General features: G+C 62.5%; 15 protein-coding genes. 7 read left to right on the top strand and 8 right to left on the bottom strand.

Annotated elements, in window-relative coordinates; all coding sequences use genetic code 11:
• Positions 1-395: 395 nt before the first annotated feature.
• Positions 396-1,067 carry a ribose-5-phosphate isomerase RpiA gene (gene rpiA / locus R6254_RS20380; RefSeq protein WP_318409510.1) on the bottom strand — a complete coding sequence of 224 codons (672 nt, stop codon included), beginning with the start codon at positions 1,065-1,067 and terminating at the stop codon, positions 396-398.
• A 78-nt stretch (positions 1,068-1,145) separates the two neighbouring features.
• Between rpiA and R6254_RS20375 the strand changes: the two genes are divergently transcribed.
• On the top strand, positions 1,146-2,198 hold the full coding sequence (locus R6254_RS20375) for a quinone-dependent dihydroorotate dehydrogenase (RefSeq protein WP_318409509.1): 1,053 nt from the start codon (positions 1,146-1,148) through the stop codon (positions 2,196-2,198).
• Between the two features lie 163 nt (positions 2,199-2,361).
• Positions 2,362-4,437 (top strand): NADPH-dependent 2,4-dienoyl-CoA reductase, encoded by a 2,076-nt coding sequence (locus R6254_RS20370; protein WP_318409508.1) that lies wholly within the window; start codon positions 2,362-2,364, stop codon positions 4,435-4,437.
• A 10-nt stretch (positions 4,438-4,447) separates the two neighbouring features.
• Here the strand turns inward: R6254_RS20370 and R6254_RS20365 are convergent, their stop codons facing one another.
• The 4 genes from R6254_RS20365 to R6254_RS20350 form a co-directional block, all read right to left on the bottom strand.
• Complete coding sequence (locus tag R6254_RS20365) at positions 4,448-4,894, bottom strand: GAF domain-containing protein (protein WP_318409507.1); 447 nt, start codon at positions 4,892-4,894, stop codon at positions 4,448-4,450.
• Between the two features lie 128 nt (positions 4,895-5,022).
• The gene (locus tag R6254_RS20360) at positions 5,023-6,138 is read right to left on the bottom strand and encodes an NAD(P)/FAD-dependent oxidoreductase (RefSeq protein ID WP_318409506.1); all 1,116 of its coding nucleotides are present in this window, start codon (positions 6,136-6,138) and stop codon (positions 5,023-5,025) included.
• A gap of 3 nt (positions 6,139-6,141) precedes the next feature.
• The gene (locus R6254_RS20355; protein ID WP_318409505.1) at positions 6,142-6,996 is read right to left on the bottom strand and encodes an N-formylglutamate amidohydrolase; all 855 of its coding nucleotides are present in this window, start codon (positions 6,994-6,996) and stop codon (positions 6,142-6,144) included.
• Between the two features lie 165 nt (positions 6,997-7,161).
• Positions 7,162-8,046 (bottom strand): LysR family transcriptional regulator, encoded by an 885-nt coding sequence (locus tag R6254_RS20350; protein WP_318409504.1) that lies wholly within the window; start codon positions 8,044-8,046, stop codon positions 7,162-7,164.
• 125 nt (positions 8,047-8,171) lie between these two features.
• On the opposite strand from R6254_RS20350, the gene R6254_RS20345 reads away from it, so the two are divergent.
• Entirely contained in the window at positions 8,172-8,618 is a 447-nt protein-coding gene (locus tag R6254_RS20345) for a multidrug/biocide efflux PACE transporter (protein WP_318409503.1), read from the top strand.
• 284 nt (positions 8,619-8,902) lie between these two features.
• Here R6254_RS20345 and R6254_RS20340 read toward each other — a convergent pair whose 3' ends face one another.
• Complete coding sequence (locus R6254_RS20340) at positions 8,903-9,604, bottom strand: SIMPL domain-containing protein (protein WP_318409502.1); 702 nt, start codon at positions 9,602-9,604, stop codon at positions 8,903-8,905.
• Positions 9,605-9,874: 270 nt separating this feature from the next.
• Here R6254_RS20340 and ompR point away from each other — a divergent pair, with 270 nt between their 5' ends.
• Together ompR and R6254_RS20330 are read left to right on the top strand one after the other, a co-directional pair.
• Positions 9,875-10,612, top strand: coding sequence for an osmolarity response regulator transcription factor OmpR (gene ompR / locus R6254_RS20335; RefSeq protein WP_318409501.1), 738 nt, complete (start codon positions 9,875-9,877; stop codon positions 10,610-10,612).
• Positions 10,613-10,708: 96 nt separating this feature from the next.
• A complete protein-coding gene (locus R6254_RS20330; RefSeq protein WP_318409500.1) occupies positions 10,709-12,085 on the top strand; it encodes a sensor histidine kinase in 1,377 nt (458 codons plus the stop codon).
• Positions 12,086-12,379: 294 nt separating this feature from the next.
• Here R6254_RS20330 and ispF read toward each other — a convergent pair whose 3' ends face one another.
• The gene (gene ispF / locus R6254_RS20325) at positions 12,380-12,871 is read right to left on the bottom strand and encodes a 2-C-methyl-D-erythritol 2,4-cyclodiphosphate synthase (RefSeq protein WP_318409499.1); all 492 of its coding nucleotides are present in this window, start codon (positions 12,869-12,871) and stop codon (positions 12,380-12,382) included.
• Positions 12,858-13,670 carry a 2-C-methyl-D-erythritol 4-phosphate cytidylyltransferase gene (ispD, locus tag R6254_RS20320; RefSeq protein ID WP_318409498.1) on the bottom strand — a complete coding sequence of 271 codons (813 nt, stop codon included), beginning with the start codon at positions 13,668-13,670 and terminating at the stop codon, positions 12,858-12,860. Before ispD ends, ispF begins: the two co-directional genes overlap by 14 nt.
• A gap of 125 nt (positions 13,671-13,795) precedes the next feature.
• On the opposite strand from ispD, the gene mfd reads away from it, so the two are divergent.
• Positions 13,796-17,263: a transcription-repair coupling factor gene (gene mfd / locus R6254_RS20315; protein ID WP_318409497.1), complete on the top strand. Its 3,468-nt coding sequence runs from the start codon at positions 13,796-13,798 to the stop codon at positions 17,261-17,263.
• Positions 17,260-17,970 carry a phosphoserine phosphatase SerB gene (gene serB, locus R6254_RS20310; protein ID WP_318409496.1) on the top strand — a complete coding sequence of 237 codons (711 nt, stop codon included), beginning with the start codon at positions 17,260-17,262 and terminating at the stop codon, positions 17,968-17,970. The genes mfd and serB overlap by 4 nt, the downstream gene beginning before the upstream one ends.
• The last annotated feature ends 2 nt before the right edge of the window (positions 17,971-17,972 follow it).

Below are 17,972 nucleotides of genomic sequence, written 5' to 3'. Positions count from 1 at the left end.
CTTCTCCTTCATATAGGTTTCAGATTGAATTCAACAACCCAATCTTGGCACTTGATGCCGCTACCGTGAAGTGGGAAGTCCCTTCGTATTCCCCTCGCCCCGCTGGGCGATGGAGGGGGACTTTATTTGGCTATGTGTGCTGCAAACCCGTGCATGAATGGCGGTCTCGTTGTCTCCCCGCATCTACTCCCGCTCCCCAACCCCTTCTGTCTGCGCCGAGGAGCGCAGGGACGCAGACAGCGGGGTCGCCTTTTCTTTGCTTACTTTCCTTTTGGCGAAGCAAAAGAAAGTGAGTAGCTGCCGGGCTACCCCCGGCAATGCTGGCAAATCACTCGCCCAGGAATCAAAGGAAACCTCAACAAACCCAGCAGGAACGCGATGTACCGACCAGCGCCTTAAAACGTCAGGGTCTTGACCCCGCTAGCCGTCCCCAGCAGACAAACGCCGGCTTTTTGCAGCGCAAACACACCCACCGTCACCACCCCCGGCCATTGATTCACCTGGCTTTCAAAAGCCAGCGGATCACTGATCTTCAGGCCGGTCACGTCCAGAATGTGCTGGCCGTTGTCGGTCAGCAGCGGCTGGCCGTCTTTCAGGCGGACCGTGGCTGTGCCGCCCAGCGCTGCAAACTGGCGCACGATGCGTTGTGTGGCCATGGGAATGATTTCCACGGGCAGCGGAAACTGGCCCAACACCTGCACCAGCTTGGATTCGTCGGCAATACAGACAAACTTGCGTGATTGGGCCGCCACGATTTTTTCGCGTGTCAGGGCCGCGCCACCACCCTTGATCATGTAACCGGCGTGGTCGATTTCGTCAGCACCGTCGATGTAGACAGCAAGCTCATCGACCTCGCCGGCCTCGAACACCTGGATGCCCAGCGCTTTCAGCCGTTCGGTCGATGCGACTGAACTCGATACCGCTCCGGCAATCGTGTGTTTGATGCTGGCCAACGCATCGATAAATTTATTGACCGTGGAGCCGGTGCCGACGCCAACGATGGTGCCGGGCTCGACATAGTGCAGGGCCGCTTGGCCCACCAGTGTTTTGAGTTCGTCTTGGGTCATGGCAAAAGGCTCGGGTTGCGGTCAGTGGGTGGGGTTTTGCGACAATGGGCTGTCGCACAGAACAAAGCAAATTATCCAATGTCCCTGCTCCCTTACGCTCTCGCCCGCCCATTTTTATTTGGCCTGGACCCAGAAACCGCCCACGAATTGACCATGGCCTCGCTGGCGCGCACCCAGCACACGCCGCTGGCGCTGGCTTATTGCAGCAACCGCGTGAACGACCCCATCGAGCTGGCCGGCCTGAAGTTTCCCAACCGGGTCGGCCTGGCCGCCGGGCTGGACAAAAACGCGCGCTGCATCGACGGCCTGGCCGGCATGGGTTTTGGGTTTGTTGAAGTCGGCACCGTCACGCCCAAGGCGCAGCCGGGCAACCCCAAGCCGCGCATGTTCCGCCTGCCGCAAGCCCATGCCCTGATCAACCGCCTGGGCTTTAACAACGACGGGCTGGACGCCTTTATCGCCAACGTGCAACAGTCCACCTTCCGCCGAAAAAACAACAAAAACCCGCTGCTGCTGGGCCTGAACATCGGCAAAAATGCCGCCACACCGATCGAAAACGCGGTGGACGACTACCTGATCTGCCTGGACGGCGTCTACCCGCATGCCGACTACGTGACCGTCAACATCTCCAGCCCCAACACCACAAACCTGCGCGCGCTGCAAAGCGACGAAGCGCTGGACGCCTTGCTGGGCCGTATCGCCGAGCGCCGCGAAACCCTGGCCACGCAACACGGCAAACGGGTACCCCTCTTCGTGAAAATCGCACCCGACCTCGACGAAGCCCAGGTCGACGTGATTGCCGCCACGCTCAAGCGCCACGCCATGGACGGCGTGGTCGCCACCAACACCACCTTGAACCGCGACGCCGTCAAGGGCATGCCCCACGCTGAAGAAGCTGGTGGCCTGAGCGGCGCCCCGGTGCTGGCCGCCAGCAACCGCGTCATCGGCCAGTTGCGCGCGGCACTCGGCAAAAGTTTTCCCATCATTGGTGTGGGCGGCGTGCTCAGCGGCGCGGACGCCGTCTCCAAGATCAAGGCCGGCGCCGACGTGGTGCAGATCTACACCGGCCTCATCTACAAAGGTCCGGAACTTGTACAGCAGGCCGCTTTGGCCATTAAAAACAGCCGCTAGCCCAATCAGAACGGGCGCAAGCAGCTATTAAATTAGTAGCGGCTGCCAGGCACAGGGTTTGCCCGGGGTCGCGGTAGAGCCCATCCCCTAGAGCGCCAGCCGCGACTTCGAACAGCGTGGCCAGCGACTACCATGCAGGCAGTTTTGCATTGGAGAACTGCATTTGCCTGCTAGCCCGACCTCACCCTACCCGCACCTGCTGGCCCCACTGGACCTGGGTTTCACCACGCTGAAAAACCGCGTGCTCATGGGCAGCATGCACACCGGGCTGGAAGACGGGCGCAAACACTTCCCGGCCATGGCCGCGTATTTTGCAGAGCGGGCGCGCGGCGGCGTGGGCCTGATGGTCACGGGTGGTTTTGCGCCCAACATCGCCGGCTGGACCAAACCTTTTGCCGGCATGCTGGCCACGTCTGGTGCGGCACGCCGCCACAAACAGGTGACCGATGCCGTGCACGCGGAAGGCGGCAAAATCGCGCTGCAGATTTTGCACACCGGCCGCTACGGCTACCACCCCCTGTGTGTGGCACCCTCGCGCATCCAGAGCCCGATCTCGCCCTTCACCCCGCGCGAACTCAGCGCAGCTGGCATAGAGCGGCAAATCCGCGCTTTTATACGCTGCGCCCAACTGGCGCGTGACGCCGGTTACGACGGCGTCGAGATCATGGGCAGCGAAGGTTATTTCATCAACCAGTTCCTGGTCACACACACCAACCAGCGCACGGATGACTGGGGCGGCCCTTATGCCAAGCGCATGCGCCTGGCCATCGAAATCGTTAGGCGCACGCGTGAAGCGGTCGGACCCGACTTCATCCTCATCTACCGCCTGTCCATGATCGACCTGATCCCGGACGGCAGCAGCTGGGAAGAAGTGGTGTTGCTGGCCAAAGCCGTGGAAGCGGCCGGCGCCACCCTCATCAACAGCGGCATAGGCTGGCACGAGGCGCGTGTGCCCACCATCGCCACCTCGGTGCCACGCGGCGCCTTCACCTGGGTCACGAAAAAGCTGCGAGAAGAATTACGCGCCGCCGGCCTGGCGATTCCGCTGGTCACCAGCAACCGCCTCAACATGCCTGAGGTCGCCGAACAGGTGTTGGCCGACGGTTGTGCCGACATGGTCAGCATGGCCAGGCCTTTTCTGGCCGACCCTGAGTTTGTCAACAAAACCGCGCAGGGTCGCAGCAACGAGATCAACACCTGCATCGCCTGCAACCAGGCCTGCCTGGACCATGCCTTCAAGGCCAAACTGGCGAGTTGCCTGGTCAACCCGCGCGCCGGCCATGAACTGGAGCTCATCATCAGGCGCGCGCCCGCCCAAAAACGGATTGCCGTGATTGGCGCCGGGCCGGCCGGCCTGGCCGCCGCCACCACCCTGGCCGAACGCGGCCATGCGGTGTTTCTGTACGACGGCGCCGACAGGATAGGCGGCCAGTTCAACCTGGCCAAACGTGTGCCCGGCAAGGAAGAGTTTGAAGAAACCCTGCGTTATTTCGGTCAGCGCATCAGCCGCACCGGCGTGCGCTTGCAACTCAACACCCGTGTATCGGCGGCCGATCTGATCGCGCAGAAGTTCGACGAAGTCATCCTCGCCACCGGCGTCACGCCGCGCAACCCGCGCATCCCCGGCCAGGAGCATCCCAAGGTGCTCAGTTATATCGACGTGTTGCTGGGGCGTCAGCCCGTGGGCCAGCGTGTGGCGCTGATAGGCGCGGGCGGCATAGGTTTTGACGTGGCCGAGTTCCTCGTCACGCAGCCCGGCCACTCCACCGCGCTGGACTTGCCCGCCTGGCTGGCTGAATGGGGTGTGGCCGACCCTGCCGAGGCGCGTGGCGGCGTGGTACGCCCGCAGATCACCCCGCCCGCACGCCAGGTCACGCTGCTGCAGCGCAAGCCCGGCAAGCTGGGCGCGGGTCTGGGTAAAACCACGGGCTGGATACACCGCGCCGCGCTGAAGATGAAAAACGTGGAGATGCTCTCAGGCGTGAACTACGAACGTATTGGTGAAGACGGTTCGGCCTTAAGCCTGTTCATCACCTTCGGCGAAAAACGCCTGGACGGCACTGTGCTGGCCGTCGACAACATCGTGCTTTGCGCCGGGCAGGAGCCGCTGCGCGAGTTGCTGGAGCCGCTGCGGGCCGCTGGCGTGAAGACCCATGTGATTGGCGGCGCCGATGAAGCATCGGAACTGGACGCCAAGCGGGCGATCAACCAGGGCACGCGGGTGGCGGCCGCGATTTAATCCGTACCGCCTACAAAAACTTCGGCAACAAGCTCGCCACCTGGGTCAGAAACACATACTCTTCGTCGCTGATGGGTCGCCCCGTAAAGTCGTAGTGGCAGAAAGTGCCGAACAACTCGCCGGCGCCACGGGTGAGCGGCAGGCCCACATAACTTTCGACCACGCCCTGGTAGGGGTGGACATTGAGACGTGTGTCCTGGCTGGATTGTGTGGTCACAAACCGGCCCTCCTTCATCGCGAACTGGCAAAAGCTGTCGCCCAAAGGCACGGCTTCCAATGTGGAAGCGTCCATCCCGCCCTCTTTGTCCACCATGTCAACCACCCGCATCATCAGGCCATCCAGCCGGTAAATAGCCGTAAAACGGTGAGACACACGTTGATTGAGAAAGGTCAGCCCCTGGTGCAGGCCAGCGGTGGTGAGCACGGTTTCAAGGTCGGCCAGCGGATTAAGGCTCATGTCGCGGTTCCAGGGCGGGGCGCAAATAGCGCATCAAACAGGGGTGGGTGGATGGTAACGCAGGGGCCACGAACGGCCTGTCAGAAAAACACCCGACAGGCGCCGAAGGCGGAACTAGGCTCTGCGCCCTAAGCGTTTGCCAACATCCCGGCCACGTGAGCACCTATCGCCAGTGAACTCGTCAAACCCGGCGACTCGATGCCGAACAGATTGACCAGGCCAGGCACGCCGTGCTGGTCCGGCCCCTGGATCACAAAGTCTTTGGCAGCGGCACCTGGTGGCTGGATCTTGGGGCGAATGCCGGCATAACCGGCGATCAGCGCCCCATCGGGCAACGCTGGCCAGTATTTGCGGACTTCGGCGTAAAAGGCGTCGCCGCGCGCCGGGTCCACCACGAGGTCGTCGGGCGAGTCCACCCATTGCACGTCGGGGCCAAACTTGGCCTGCCCGCCCAGGTCCAGGGTCAGGTGCACGCCCAGGCCGGCCAGGTGGCTGTCGGGTTCGGGCACCGGGTAGATCAGGCGGCTGAAGGGCGAGCGGCCGGACAAGGTGAAGTAATTGCCCTTGGCGTAATAAGGGGTCGGCACGAAACGCGTATCCAGCCCCAGGAAGCGCTGCGCCAGTACCGGCGCCTGCAGGCCGGCGGCATTGACCACACTGCGGGCGACCAGCACCGTGCCGTCCTCCGCTACCAAAGTGATAGCTGCTTGCGCACATTCAGCGCGGGCCAGAGGCGAATTGAAGGCCACAAACCCGCCGGCATGTTCGAGGTCACCCTGCAGCGCCAGCATCAGCGCGTGGCTGTCCACAATGCCGGTGCTGGGCGAATGCAGGGCCGCCACACAGGCTAGTGACGGCTCCATGGCCTGCGCCTCGTCGCGTGTCAGCTGCACCAGGTCGGTCACGCCATTGGCGACGGCCTGGGCCAGGATGGCGGGCAGTTGCGCGGCCTGCGCCGGACTGGTGGCGACCAGGAGTTTGCCGCAGCGCTGGTGGCCTATGCCGCGTTCTGCGCAGTAAGCGTAGAGCTGCTGCTTGCCCTCTACGCACAGTCGGGCCTTGAGCGAGCCTTGTGGGTAATAAATACCGGCGTGAATCACTTCGCTGTTGCGCGAACTGGTGCCCGTGCCGATGGCATGGGCGGCTTCGAGCAGCAACACCTCGCGGCCCTGCAACGCCAGCGCACGCGCCACCGCGAGGCCGACCACGCCCGCTCCGATGACGACACAATCGACCTGCTCCATGGTTTAGTGGGCCAGGGTGCGCGGGTCGGTTTGCAGCAGCAACTGCACCAGCGATTGCAGATGGGTTTTCAAAGGTGCAAAACCGTCGTTCATGGCCAGCGTCTCTTCGTTCATGTAGAGCTTGCGGTTGACTTCGAGCTGGATGCTGTGGCGCTGCTCGGCCGGCTCGCCATAACGGCGCACCAGTTCCACGCCTTTGTTGGGGTGGTAGGCAACGCTATAACCCAGGCTGGTCAGGTGCGCGCACACCAGTTGGGCCAAAGGCTCGCTGGCGGTGGAGCCGTCACGGGTGCCGACCACAAAGTCGGCATGGGCCTCGCCCGGAAATTCGCTGCCCTGGCTGGGCGCCGTGGCCGGCATGGCGTGGCAATTGAGGTGGATGCTGTAGCCATGGCGCGCGTGCGCCGTGTCGATGGCTTGGGCCACTGCGTCGTGGTAAGGCACCCAGCAGGTGGCGATACGCGCCTGCACTTCGGCCACGCTGAGCTTGCGCTGATAAATCGGCTCGTCGCCCCCGGCCAGGCGCCAGATCAGGCCTTTGCCGAAACGCACCTTGGCCATCACCTTGGCATCGGTAGCCACAGGCTCGGGCCAGGCTTCGTCAAACAAGCTGACGTCGATCTCGGCGGTGTCGCGGTTGGCATCGATGTAGCTGCTTGGGAAAAAAGCCTCCACCCAGCCGGCACCCAGCGCAGGCGCAAAGTCGTAAAGCTTGTCGACATGGGTGTCTTCGACGCGGCGCAACATCGGCAACGCGCAGGCAAAGGCAAAGTCCTCGGGATAGGCGGTGCCGCTGTGGGGAGAATCGAGCACCAGTGCTGTGGTGCCAGGCAAAGAACGAACAAGTGAAGAAGTCATGGCTTGGATTGTGACGAGGTCGGGAAAGAAAGGGCCTGTCCGGGTTATTGCTCACACCGGAACAGGGGGAAGAAAAGAAGGCATCGGGATGGTGGCCCTTGCGGATTCGCTATAAAACTTATAGCTGCTTGCGCCCGACCTACCTGGGCCAAGGCCATATTTCTCTTAAGAATCGGGCTTGACAGGCGCTGCCAGCATCTCCTGCAGCAGCCAGGTGCCGGCGCGGCCCAGCGGCCGCTGCCGCGACCAGACGGCGTCCACCGGCACCCGTTGCGGCCAGCCGCGGGCATCCAGTTCATGCAGGGTGCCCTGCGCAAAACGTGTGACCATCCAGCGCGGGATCGCGGCCCAGCCAAAACCCAGCACCGCCATTTCCAGCAGCATCAGGTAGCTGGGCGCCGACCAGGAACGGCGGGCGGCAGGCATGACCTGGTCAGCCCGGCCCAGGTAGGTGTCCAGCCGCAGCTCGCGAAAATTCGCCAGCACATCGGGCGTGATGTCTTTCATGCCGACCAGGGCGTGGGTGCTGGCCACAAACAGCGTGATCTCCGACTGCTCGGCAATCGTGGCCGAACCCACGTCGGGCGGGTACATGCCTTGCGCGCCCACCACGCCGATGTGGGCACGGCCGGTTTGCACCAGCGAGACCAGGTCCCCATGTTCGGCGATCAGGCATTCAAATTCGAGGTCGGGAAAACGCTGCTCGAAGGCCAGCAACATGTCTTCAAACCGGTCGGACTGGTAGGTGTCCGACCAGACCACGCTAAGTTTGGCCTCCAGCCCGCCACCCAGTTGGCTGGCGGTCAGATCCAGCCGGTCGCTGGCGGCCAGGATCTCCTGCACCTTGCCCAGTAACACCCGACCGTGTTCGGTCAGCGCCGGCTTGCGGCTGCTGCGGTCAAACAGGCTCAGCCCCAGGTCAATCTCCAGGTTGGCGATGGCGCTGCTGACGGTCGACTGGCTTTTGCCCAGCTTGCGCGCCGCAGCCGAAAACGAGCCTAGGGTGGCGGCTTCGGCAAAGGCGGTCAGGGCTTCCGGGGAATGGCGCATGGCGGGGTAATCAGGGTGGTTTGGCAGGTTACCTATCTATTTTTTAGATGGTTATTGATTTTAACCCATCCAAATAATCGATAAAAATACAGAAAACCTATCAAACAACCTATCCAGAGTTAGCCATGAGTCTCCAGAAATCAGTCAAAGAACGTTTTTTCCACGCCTTCGTTTTCGAGGTACTGGCCATCGCCATCTGTGCGCCCCTGGGCGCCTGGTTGCTGGATTATTCGCTGGCCCACATGGGTCTGCTGACACTGATGATTTCGCTGATCGCGATGACCTGGAACATGGTGTTCAACAGCGTATTTGACCGGGCGCAGCGCCGCCTGGGCTTCAAACGCACGCTGGGCGCACGCGCCGTGCATTCGGTGCTGTTCGAAATCGGCCTGATTCTGGCCGTGGTGCCCCTGGCCGCCTGGTGGCTGGACATCGGGCTGTGGGAAGCTTTTGTGCTGGACATCGGCATCGTGCTGTTTTTCCTGCCCTACACCTTTGTCTTCAACTGGGGCTATGACCACCTGCGCGCCGTCCTTATTGCGCGCAAGAGCCGCGAGGTATCGGCAGCCTGAGGCTGCCTTAGAGCCTGTTCACAATCTCCATGGGGTCGCGTTGGGACGCAATCGGGATGAGTTGCTCGCCAAGATCACGCAGCATGGGCTGATGCCCATGCAAGGGATTTGGTGGGCAAATCGCCCGATTTCGCCCCAACCCGAAGGGCAGGTGGCTTTTCGGGCGCTCTGCTGCGTTGCGGCGCTTGCCAATAGCTCGCTATTGGCGGCGCACCGCGCCTTGCAGCCCATCCCGAAAAGACGCCTGCGCGGCCCCATCGAGATCGTGAACAGGCTCTAAACCCTTATTTCATCTGCACCGAGCCTGAGACGTTGACCAGTACCGTGCTTTTGCCGGCCTCGACCGGAATCGGTGACGAGTCGGCGGCCTTGGCCTCCATCGCCATCATGCGCGGACGGATCGGGCCCTGGTCGTTGGCATTGATGGCCACCTCGCGCAGGCTATAGCTGCTGAAACCAAAACTGCGCGAGACCTCGGCGGCCTTGGCCTTGAAGCTTTCGATCGCCTGCGTCTGAGCCTCACCCTCGACACGCGCGCGCTGCTCGCGGCTCAGCGCAAAACTGACGCTGCCCAGGGTCAGGGTCTGGATCTTGCCGGCCGTGCCGGTGATACGCGGGAAATCCTTGCCTTCCAGCACCAGTTCGGTCCGGCCCTGCCAGCCGTTGATCTTGCCGTCCTTGCTGTAACGCGGATACAAGCTGAAGTTGCCGGTGCGCACATCCATCTGGCCCGGTTGCGCGGCCTTTTTGGCCTCGATCAGCGCCGCATCCAGCGCCTGCTTCAACTGGGTTTGCACCGTGGCGGCGTCGCTGCCGTCGCGGGTGGTGCTCATGGCGATGCTCAGCAGGTCTTGCTGCACCTCCACCGAACCATTGGCCGACAACTGCGCCACGTTTTGCAGCGGTGGCTGAATATTTTGGGCCCACAGACCGGTGCTGCAGGCCAGCAAAGCGCAAGTTGCAATCAGATTTTTCGTGTTTTTCAAGTCTGGCTTTCCATGGAATAAATAAAGAAGGCTTTTTTGGAGCCGGCGACAAGGCGCGAAGATAGCTGCTTTTGAGCGCCTGGGCTGTCAGCATTTGCCGCTAGTTGCCGTGGGCCGCCGACGCAAGCTTAGGCGGCGGTCTGCGTCTGCCTGTTGTCCCGCTTGATTACAGCCGAAACATCTGTAACAGTGTGTCAAAATGCCCCCAAAAACGGGGATCTTCTTTTTTTGGCCCTCAAAATTGCTCTGTTACAAATTACGATGACACCAATGACACAAGCTAGCAACACACCCCGCGCCGACAAGATCCTGATTCTTGACGATGACGTTCGCATCCGCGACTTGCTGCGCCGCTACCTGACGCAAGAAGGGTTCGAGGTCATCCTGGCTGAAGACAGCAAGGCCTTGAACCGCATCATGATGCGCGACGCCGTGGACTTGATCGTGCTGGACCTGATGATGCCCGGCGAAGACGGCCTGTCCATCTGCCGCCGCCTGCGCGCTGCCAACGACCGCACACCCATCATCATGCTGACCGCCAAGGGCGAAGACGTGGACCGCATCGTCGGCCTGGAAGTCGGTGCCGATGACTACCTGTCCAAACCCTTCAACCCGCGCGAACTGCTGGCACGTATCCATGCCGTGTTGCGCCGCCGTCCCGCCACCGAAGTGCCGGGCGCACCTTCCAGCGAGCAGGAAGTGGTCACCTTTGGCCCCTTCTCCTTCGACATGGGGCTGCGCACGCTGCAGAAAAACGGCGAAGAGCTGCCCCTGACCACCGGCGAGTTCGCCATGCTCAAGACGCTGGTGCGCCATCCGCGTCAGCCGCTGTCACGCGAGAAACTCGCCCAGCTGGCACGCGGTCGCGAGTTCGAGCCTTTTGACCGCAGTCTGGACGTGCAGGTCTCACGCCTGCGCAAACTCATCGAGGTGGACGCGGCGGTGCCCCGCTACATCCAGACCGTCTGGGGCATTGGTTATGTGTTTGTGCCGGACGGCACGAACTGATCCAGCCAAGTACCCTGCCGCCGGACCCATCCCGGGGTCCGGCGCGCCAGCTTCGCCTCCGCTCTTCCCACCGCCAGCCTCCCTACCCGGTTTTGCATGCAAGCAACCAACCCCGCCCCCCTGGAAACGGCTCCCGCCCCGCTGGAAATGCGTCCACGCGTCGGCCTGAACCTGTTCTGGCGCACTTTTTTCTTTCTGGCCCTGCTGCTGATCGGCTGCATCATCGCCTGGCTGCAAACCTTCCGGGCGCTGGAGGTCGAGCCGCGCGCTGTACAAAGCGCCCAGCAACTCGCCTCGCTGGTCAACTTGAGCCGCGCCGCGCTGAAATATTCGGACTCCATCACGCGGGTCTGGCTGATCAAGACCCTGGCTGACGAAGAAGGCGTGCGTATTTCGCCGCGCGAGCCGCGCGACAAGTACGAGTTGTTTGTCAACGACCCCTTCGGCGAACGCATAGGCGACGAGCTGGAGGCCCGCATGGGCGAAGGCACGGTGGTCGCCAAGTCAGTCAACGGCAAGCCCGGCCTGTGGGTCGGGTTTTCCATCGATGGCGACTCTTATTGGCTGCTGACCGACCCCTCGCGCCTGGGGCCGGTGCAAGGCGGCACCTGGCTGATCTGGTTGATCACCGCTGCCATTTTGTCGCTGGTCGGCGCGGCGCTGATTGCACGACTGATCAACCGCCCGCTCAAACAACTGTCGTTTGCTGCCAGCCGCATGCGTGACGGCGACTTCGACGCCAGCCTGCTGGACGAGCAGGTGGCCACCAGCGAAATTCGCGAGGTCAACATTGGCTTTAACCGCATGGCCGAGCAGCTCTCCAAGATCGAGGAAGACCGGGTCATCATGCTGGCCGGTATTTCGCACGACTTGCGCACCCCACTGGCGCGCCTGCGCCTGGAAACCGAGATGAGTGTGGCTGACCCCGAGGCCAGAGCCCACATGGCCGCCGACATCTCCCAGCTCGATGCCATCATCGACAAATTCCTCGACTACGCACGGCCCGACGCGCCGCAGTTGTTGCCGCTGTCGCTCAACAACATCATCGAGGCGGCCGTTTATGCGGTGGGGGAATACAGCGACATGCGTGTCACGGTAACCCTGCCGGGCCAGATCGTCGTTCTGGCCGACGAAGTGGAGTTGTCCCGCGTCATCGCCAACCTGCTGGAAAACGCCAGGCGTTACGGCAAGACGCCGGAAACCGGCATCGCCATGGTCGAGATCATCGCCAAGGAACGCGACCAGTGGGTGCTGATCAAGGTGCGCGACCACGGCACCGGCGTCGCGCCTAACGCACTGATCAACCTGACCAAGCCATTTTTCCGCGGTGATGCCGCACGCACCGCCGCCACCGGCGCCGGCCTGGGATTGGCGATTGTTGAAAAAACCATGCTCCGCATGGGTGGTGTTTTTGCGCTGGCGAATACCAGTTCCGGCGGGCTGGCAGCGCATATCAAGCTAAGGAGGGGTTGAAATAAAGCCCCCACGCTCCCCACTGCGTGTGGTCGCTGCCCCCCGAGGGGGCGCTGCGCCTGCGGACTGGCAAAGCCAGATCCGCGGCCCCGGCTGGTGGGGAAAAGGATCGCCCCCACGCTCGCCACTGCGTGTGGTCGCTGCCCCCCGAGGGGGCGCTGCGCCTGCGGACTGGCAAAGCCAGATCCGCGGCCCCGGCTGGTGGGGAAAAGGATCGCCCCCACACTCGCTTGCTGCGCGCCAGCTATGCATTGAATCGGCCTCTGACTCTTATTCCACGGGCGCAAGAAGCTCCTAAAACAATAGCGCCACGGCACGTGCTTCAATGCTCAAGCCCTGCCCCACTGGGCCCAGCTTTTCCGCCGTTTTGGCTTTGATATTGACACGCCCGGCATCCAGCCCCAGGGCCTCGGCAATACATAAACACATGCCCGGGATATGAGGGGCAAGTTTGGGCGCCTGCGCCACCACGGTGCTGTCGATGTTGCCAATACGCAGCTGGCGCTCGGCCAGCAAACGACCGGTTTCGCGCAGCAGGGCCACTGAATCGGCGCCCTTGAAACGGGCGTCGGTGTCCGGAAAATGTCCGCCTATGTCGCCCAGCCCCGCCGCACCGAGCAAGGCATCGATGATGGCGTGGATCAGCACATCCGCGTCCGAGTGACCGAGCAAACCGGCGCTGTGCGGAATCAGCACGCCACCGATGATGAGGGGTCGCCCCGGCACCAGCGCATGCGTGTCCCAACCTTCGCCGATACGAAAGGATGGCGGCTCAGACGGATTCATGGCGGGATTCATCGGGTGAGGCTTTCGTAGGCGCGACTGCGAGGTTGGCGGCGGTGTGGGAGCTTCTGCATTGAATCAAGGCTTCGGCCAGCAAAAAATCTTCCGGGTATGTGACCTTGAAATTGTGCGCGCTGCCGCGCACCAGCTTGGGTGTGAGCCCGGCAGCTTCCATGGCACTGGCCTCATCGGTGACGGCTTCGCCCAGGGTAACGGCCATTTGCAGGGCTTGCCGCAGCGCGCCCAGGCGAAACATCTGCGGCGTTTGCGCCAGCCACTTGTCCGCCCGGTCCACCGTGACCAGCACCCGGCCATCCAGGCCCTGTTTGAGCGTGTCAGGCACCGGCTGGGCCAGCAAGCCACCCACCGGGTCAGAGTAGCAGGCGTCTATCAGTTGTTCAATCAAGGCCGGCGTGATCAGGCAACGCGCCGCGTCATGCACCAGCACCCAGTCGTCGGGCTCGGCGCCGGTGCTCGCCAGCTGGGCCAGGCCATTCAGCACGGTCGCGGCGCGGCTGATGCCGCCGCAGGCCGCGACTCCATACGCGGCGCTGCTCTGCTGGCTGAAAAAATCATCACCGGGCGCGACCACCACCAGGCAGGAGGCGATGCGTGGCACCTGGGCAAAAGCCTGCAAGGTATGCTGCACCATGGGGATGCCGGCAATCGGCTGGTACTGTTTGGGCAAAGCTGTGCCTGCCTGCTGCGCCGTACGGTCGGCGATGGCCCGCGTGCCCTGGCCCGCACAAGGGATCAGCGCAAAAAAGCGGGGAATCAGGGATTTGGGACTGTTTGTCGTCATGACTTCATCATAGATTCTAAAATCACGCTTACAAAGGCTAGCCAGAGCTGCGCGCACCCCACTCCACACGGTTTGGGGTGTTTTCCTTTTTTCGCCGTTCCCCGTTACTTTTTCCGACTGCATACATGGATTTACCCAAACTGCTTCCCGGCAAACGCTACACGCTGCCCCAGCCCACCGGTTCGGCCGATGCCCTCTTGCTGGCGCAGCTGGGGCTGAAGGAAAAAGCCAGCGGACGGCTGACCGCCATCGTCACCTCTGATGCGACCACCGCGCAGCGGCTGATCGACGAGATTGCGTTTTTTGCGCCCGGCCTGCGCTGCGCCTTGTTTCCCGACTGGGAAACCCTGCCCTACGACACCTTCTCGCCGCACCAGGATTTGATCAGCGAGCGGCTGGCCACCTTGTGGCGCATCAGCCAGCGCGACAAGGACACGGGCGCCGATGTGGTCATCGTTCCGGCCACCACCGCGCTGTACCGCCTGGCGCCGCCCAGTTTTCTGGCCGGCTACACCTTTGAGTTCAAGGTCAAACAAAAGCTGGACGAAGCCAAACTCAAAAGCCAGCTGACCCTGGCCGGCTACAGCCATGTCACACAGGTGGTCAGCCCCGGCGAATACGCGGTGCGCGGCGGCCTGATCGACCTCTTCCCCATGGGTTCGCCCGTGCCGTACCGGGTTGACCTGTTCGACGACGAAATCGACAGCATCCGCACCTTCGATCCGGACAGCCAGCGCAGCCTCTACCCCGTGCCCGAAGTGCGCCTGCTGCCGGGCCGCGAGTTTCCGATGGACGACGATGCCCGCGCCAAGTTCAGGAGCCGCTGGCGCGAACTACTGGAGGGCGACCCGACCAAAAGCCGCATTTACAAGGACATCGGCAACGGCGTGGCCACGGCCGGCATCGAGTATTACCTGCCGCTGTTTTTTGAAGAGACCGCCACGGTCTTCGACTACCTGGGCCCACAAGCCACGGTGGTCTTGCACGGTGACCTGGAGCCGGCCTTCCAGCGTTTCTGGCAAGACACCAAAGACCGCTACCGCCTCGTCAAGGATGCGCCGGATCGCCCGGCGCTGCCGCCCGAGGCCCTGTTCTTGAGCAGCGAGCAGTTTTATGCGCGCGCCAACGACTACGCTCAGCTGGCCATCCGCGCGGCGGTCGAGGATGTGGCCGACAACGCCTATTTCCAGAAGCTCGGTGAAATGTCCGTGGTACGCGGCGCCGAAGACCCGCTGGCCAGGCTCAAGGCGCATATCCGCAACACCCAGCAACGTGTCTTGCTGCTGGCCGAAAGCGACGGCCGGCGCGAAAGCCTGCTCGACTTTCTGCGCGCCAGCAGCCTGAGCCCGCCGGCCTTTGATTCGCTGGAAGACTTTCAAACCAGCAGCGAAAAGCTGGGTATTGCCACGGCGGCACTCAACACCGGCTTCAGTTGGCTGGCGGGCGACATTGATTTCGTCACCGAAACCGAGCTGTTTGCGGCCGGTGCGGTCACGCGCCGGCGCAACAAGAAACAGGAACAGGTCAGCGATGTCGAGGCGCTGATCAAGGACCTCTCCGAGCTCAATGTCGGCGACCCGGTGGTACACAGCGCCCACGGCATAGGCCGCTACAAGGGCCTGATCAACATGGATCTGGGCCAGGGCACAACCGAGTTTCTTCACCTGCAGTATGCCGATGAGGCCACCTTGTACGTGCCTGTCAGCCAGTTGCAGCAAATCAGCCGTTACACCGGCGTCAGCGCCGAGGAAGCGCCCTTGCACCGCCTGGGCAGCGGCCAGTGGGAAAAGGCCAAACGCAAGGCCGCCGAACAGGTGCGCGACTCGGCTGCCGAGTTGCTCAACATCTACGCGCGCCGCGCCGCGCGCGAAGGCCATGCCTTCCGTTATTCACCTGACGACTACGAAACCTTTGCCAACGACTTCGGCTTTGAGGAAACCGCCGACCAGCGCGCCGCCATCCACGCCGTGATCCAGGACATGATCAGCCCAAGGCCCATGGACAGGCTGGTTTGCGGCGATGTGGGCTTCGGCAAAACCGAGGTTGCGCTGCGTGCCGCCTTCATCGCTATCACCGGCGGCAAACAGGTGGCCCTGCTGGCACCCACCACCTTGCTGGCCGAGCAGCATTACCAGACCCTGGTGGACCGTTTTGCCAAGTGGCCGGTCAAGGTCGCCGAGATGAGCCGTTTCCGCTCCGGCAAGGAAATCAGCGCCGCCATCAAGGGGCTGGCCGATGGCAGCGTGGACATCGTGGTCGGCACCCACAAGCTGCTGAGCCAGGACGTGAAGTTCCAGCGCCTGGGCCTGTTGATCATCGACGAGGAACACCGTTTCGGCGTGCGCCACAAGGAGGCGATGAAAGCCATGCGCGCCGAGGTCGATGTGTTGACCCTGACCGCCACGCCGATTCCGCGCACCCTGGGCATGGCGCTGGAAGGCCTGCGTGACTTGAGCGTGATTGCCACCGCGCCGCAGCGCCGCCTGGCGATCAAGACCTTTGTGCGCTCTGAAAACAACGGGGTGATCCGCGAAGCCGTGTTGCGCGAACTCAAACGGGGTGGCCAGGTTTATTTCCTGCACAACGAGGTCGAGACCATCCAGAACCGGCGCGAAAAACTCGAAGCCCTGCTGCCCGAGGCGCGCATCGCCGTCGCGCATGGCCAGATGCCAGAACGCGAACTTGAAAAAGTCATGAAAGACTTCATCGCCCAGCGCTACAACCTGCTGCTGTGTTCGACCATCATCGAAACCGGCATCGACGTGCCAACGGCCAACACCATCGTGATGAGCCGCGCCGACAAGTTTGGCCTGGCGCAGTTGCACCAGTTGCGTGGCCGGGTCGGCCGCAGCCATCACCAGGCTTATGCCTACCTGATGGTGCCCGACATCGAGGGCCTGACCAAACAGGCCAGCCAGCGGCTCGAAGCGATCCAGCAGATGGAAGAACTCGGCTCCGGCTTTTACCTGGCCATGCACGACCTGGAAATTCGCGGTACCGGCGAGGTGCTCGGTGAAAACCAGAGCGGCAACATGATGGAAATTGGTTTCCAGCTCTACAACGAAATGCTCAACGAGGCCGTGGCTTCGCTCAAGGCCGGCCGCGAGCCGGACCTGCTGGCGCCGCTCAATGTCAGCACGGAGATCAACCTGCACGCGCCGGCCCTGCTGCCCAGCGACTATTGCGGCGATGTACACCTGCGCCTGTCCTTTTACAAAAAGCTGGCCACCGCCAAAAAGACCGAACAAATCGACGATTTGCTCGAAGAAATTGTCGACCGCTTCGGCAAGCTGCCGGCACAGGCGCAAACCCTGATCGACGTGCATCGCCTGCGGGTGATTGCCAAACCGTATGGCGTGGTCAAGGTGGATGCCGCCCCGAACGTGATCAACATCACCTTCAAGAAAGACCCGCCCATCGACTCGATGGCCATCATGCATTTGATCCAGAAGAACAAACACATCAAGCTGGCCGGCAATGACAAGCTGCGTATTGAACGCGAACTCAAGGAGCCCAAGGAACGTGCGCAAATGGTGCGCGACGTCCTGCGCTCGCTCGGAAAACCCACCACCACGGAAACCACGCCCGCATGACCCCCGCTGAAATCTCTCCCGGCCTGGTTGTCAACATCGCCACGCCCGACCTCCAGCTCAGCGACTTCAAGCTGATCGCCTTCGACATGGACTCGACCCTGATCAACATCGAATGTATCGATGAGGTCGCCGATGCCGCGGGCCGAAAGGCCGAAGTCGCCGCCATCACCGAAGCCACCATGCGCGGCGAGATCACCGACTTCAACGACAGCCTGCGCAAGCGTGTTGCCCTGCTCAAGGGTGTGAGTGTGGCCAGCATGGACGAGGTCTACCACCAGCGCCTGCGGCTCAACCCCGGCGCGGCCGAACTGGTGCACGCCTGCAAGGCGGCCGGCATGAAGGTGTTGCTGGTCAGCGGCGGTTTTACCTTTTTCGCGGACCGCATCCGTGACGAATTGGGCATCGACTACACCCGCGCCAACGTACTGGAAGTCGAGAACGGCCTGCTGACCGGGCGCCTGGTGGACCAGCCCTGGGGCGACATTTGCGACGGCGCAGAAAAACGCAAGATGTTGCTGGAAACCTGCGAGAAGCTGGGCATCCGCCCCGACCAGACGATTGCCGTGGGCGACGGTGCCAACGATCTGCCCATGATGGGCGTGGCCGGCCTGTCCGTGGCTTATCACGCCAAACCCAAGGTGCGCGAGCAAGCCATGGTCGCCATCAATGCTGGCGGCCTGGACCGCCTATTGGAAGTCGTCCGCTGACC

This window comes from Polaromonas potterensis, from assembly GCF_033446725.1.
Taxonomy (GTDB): Bacteria; Pseudomonadota; Gammaproteobacteria; order Burkholderiales; family Burkholderiaceae_C; genus Polaromonas.
This window is presented reverse-complemented; position numbering and strand designations above follow the sequence as displayed.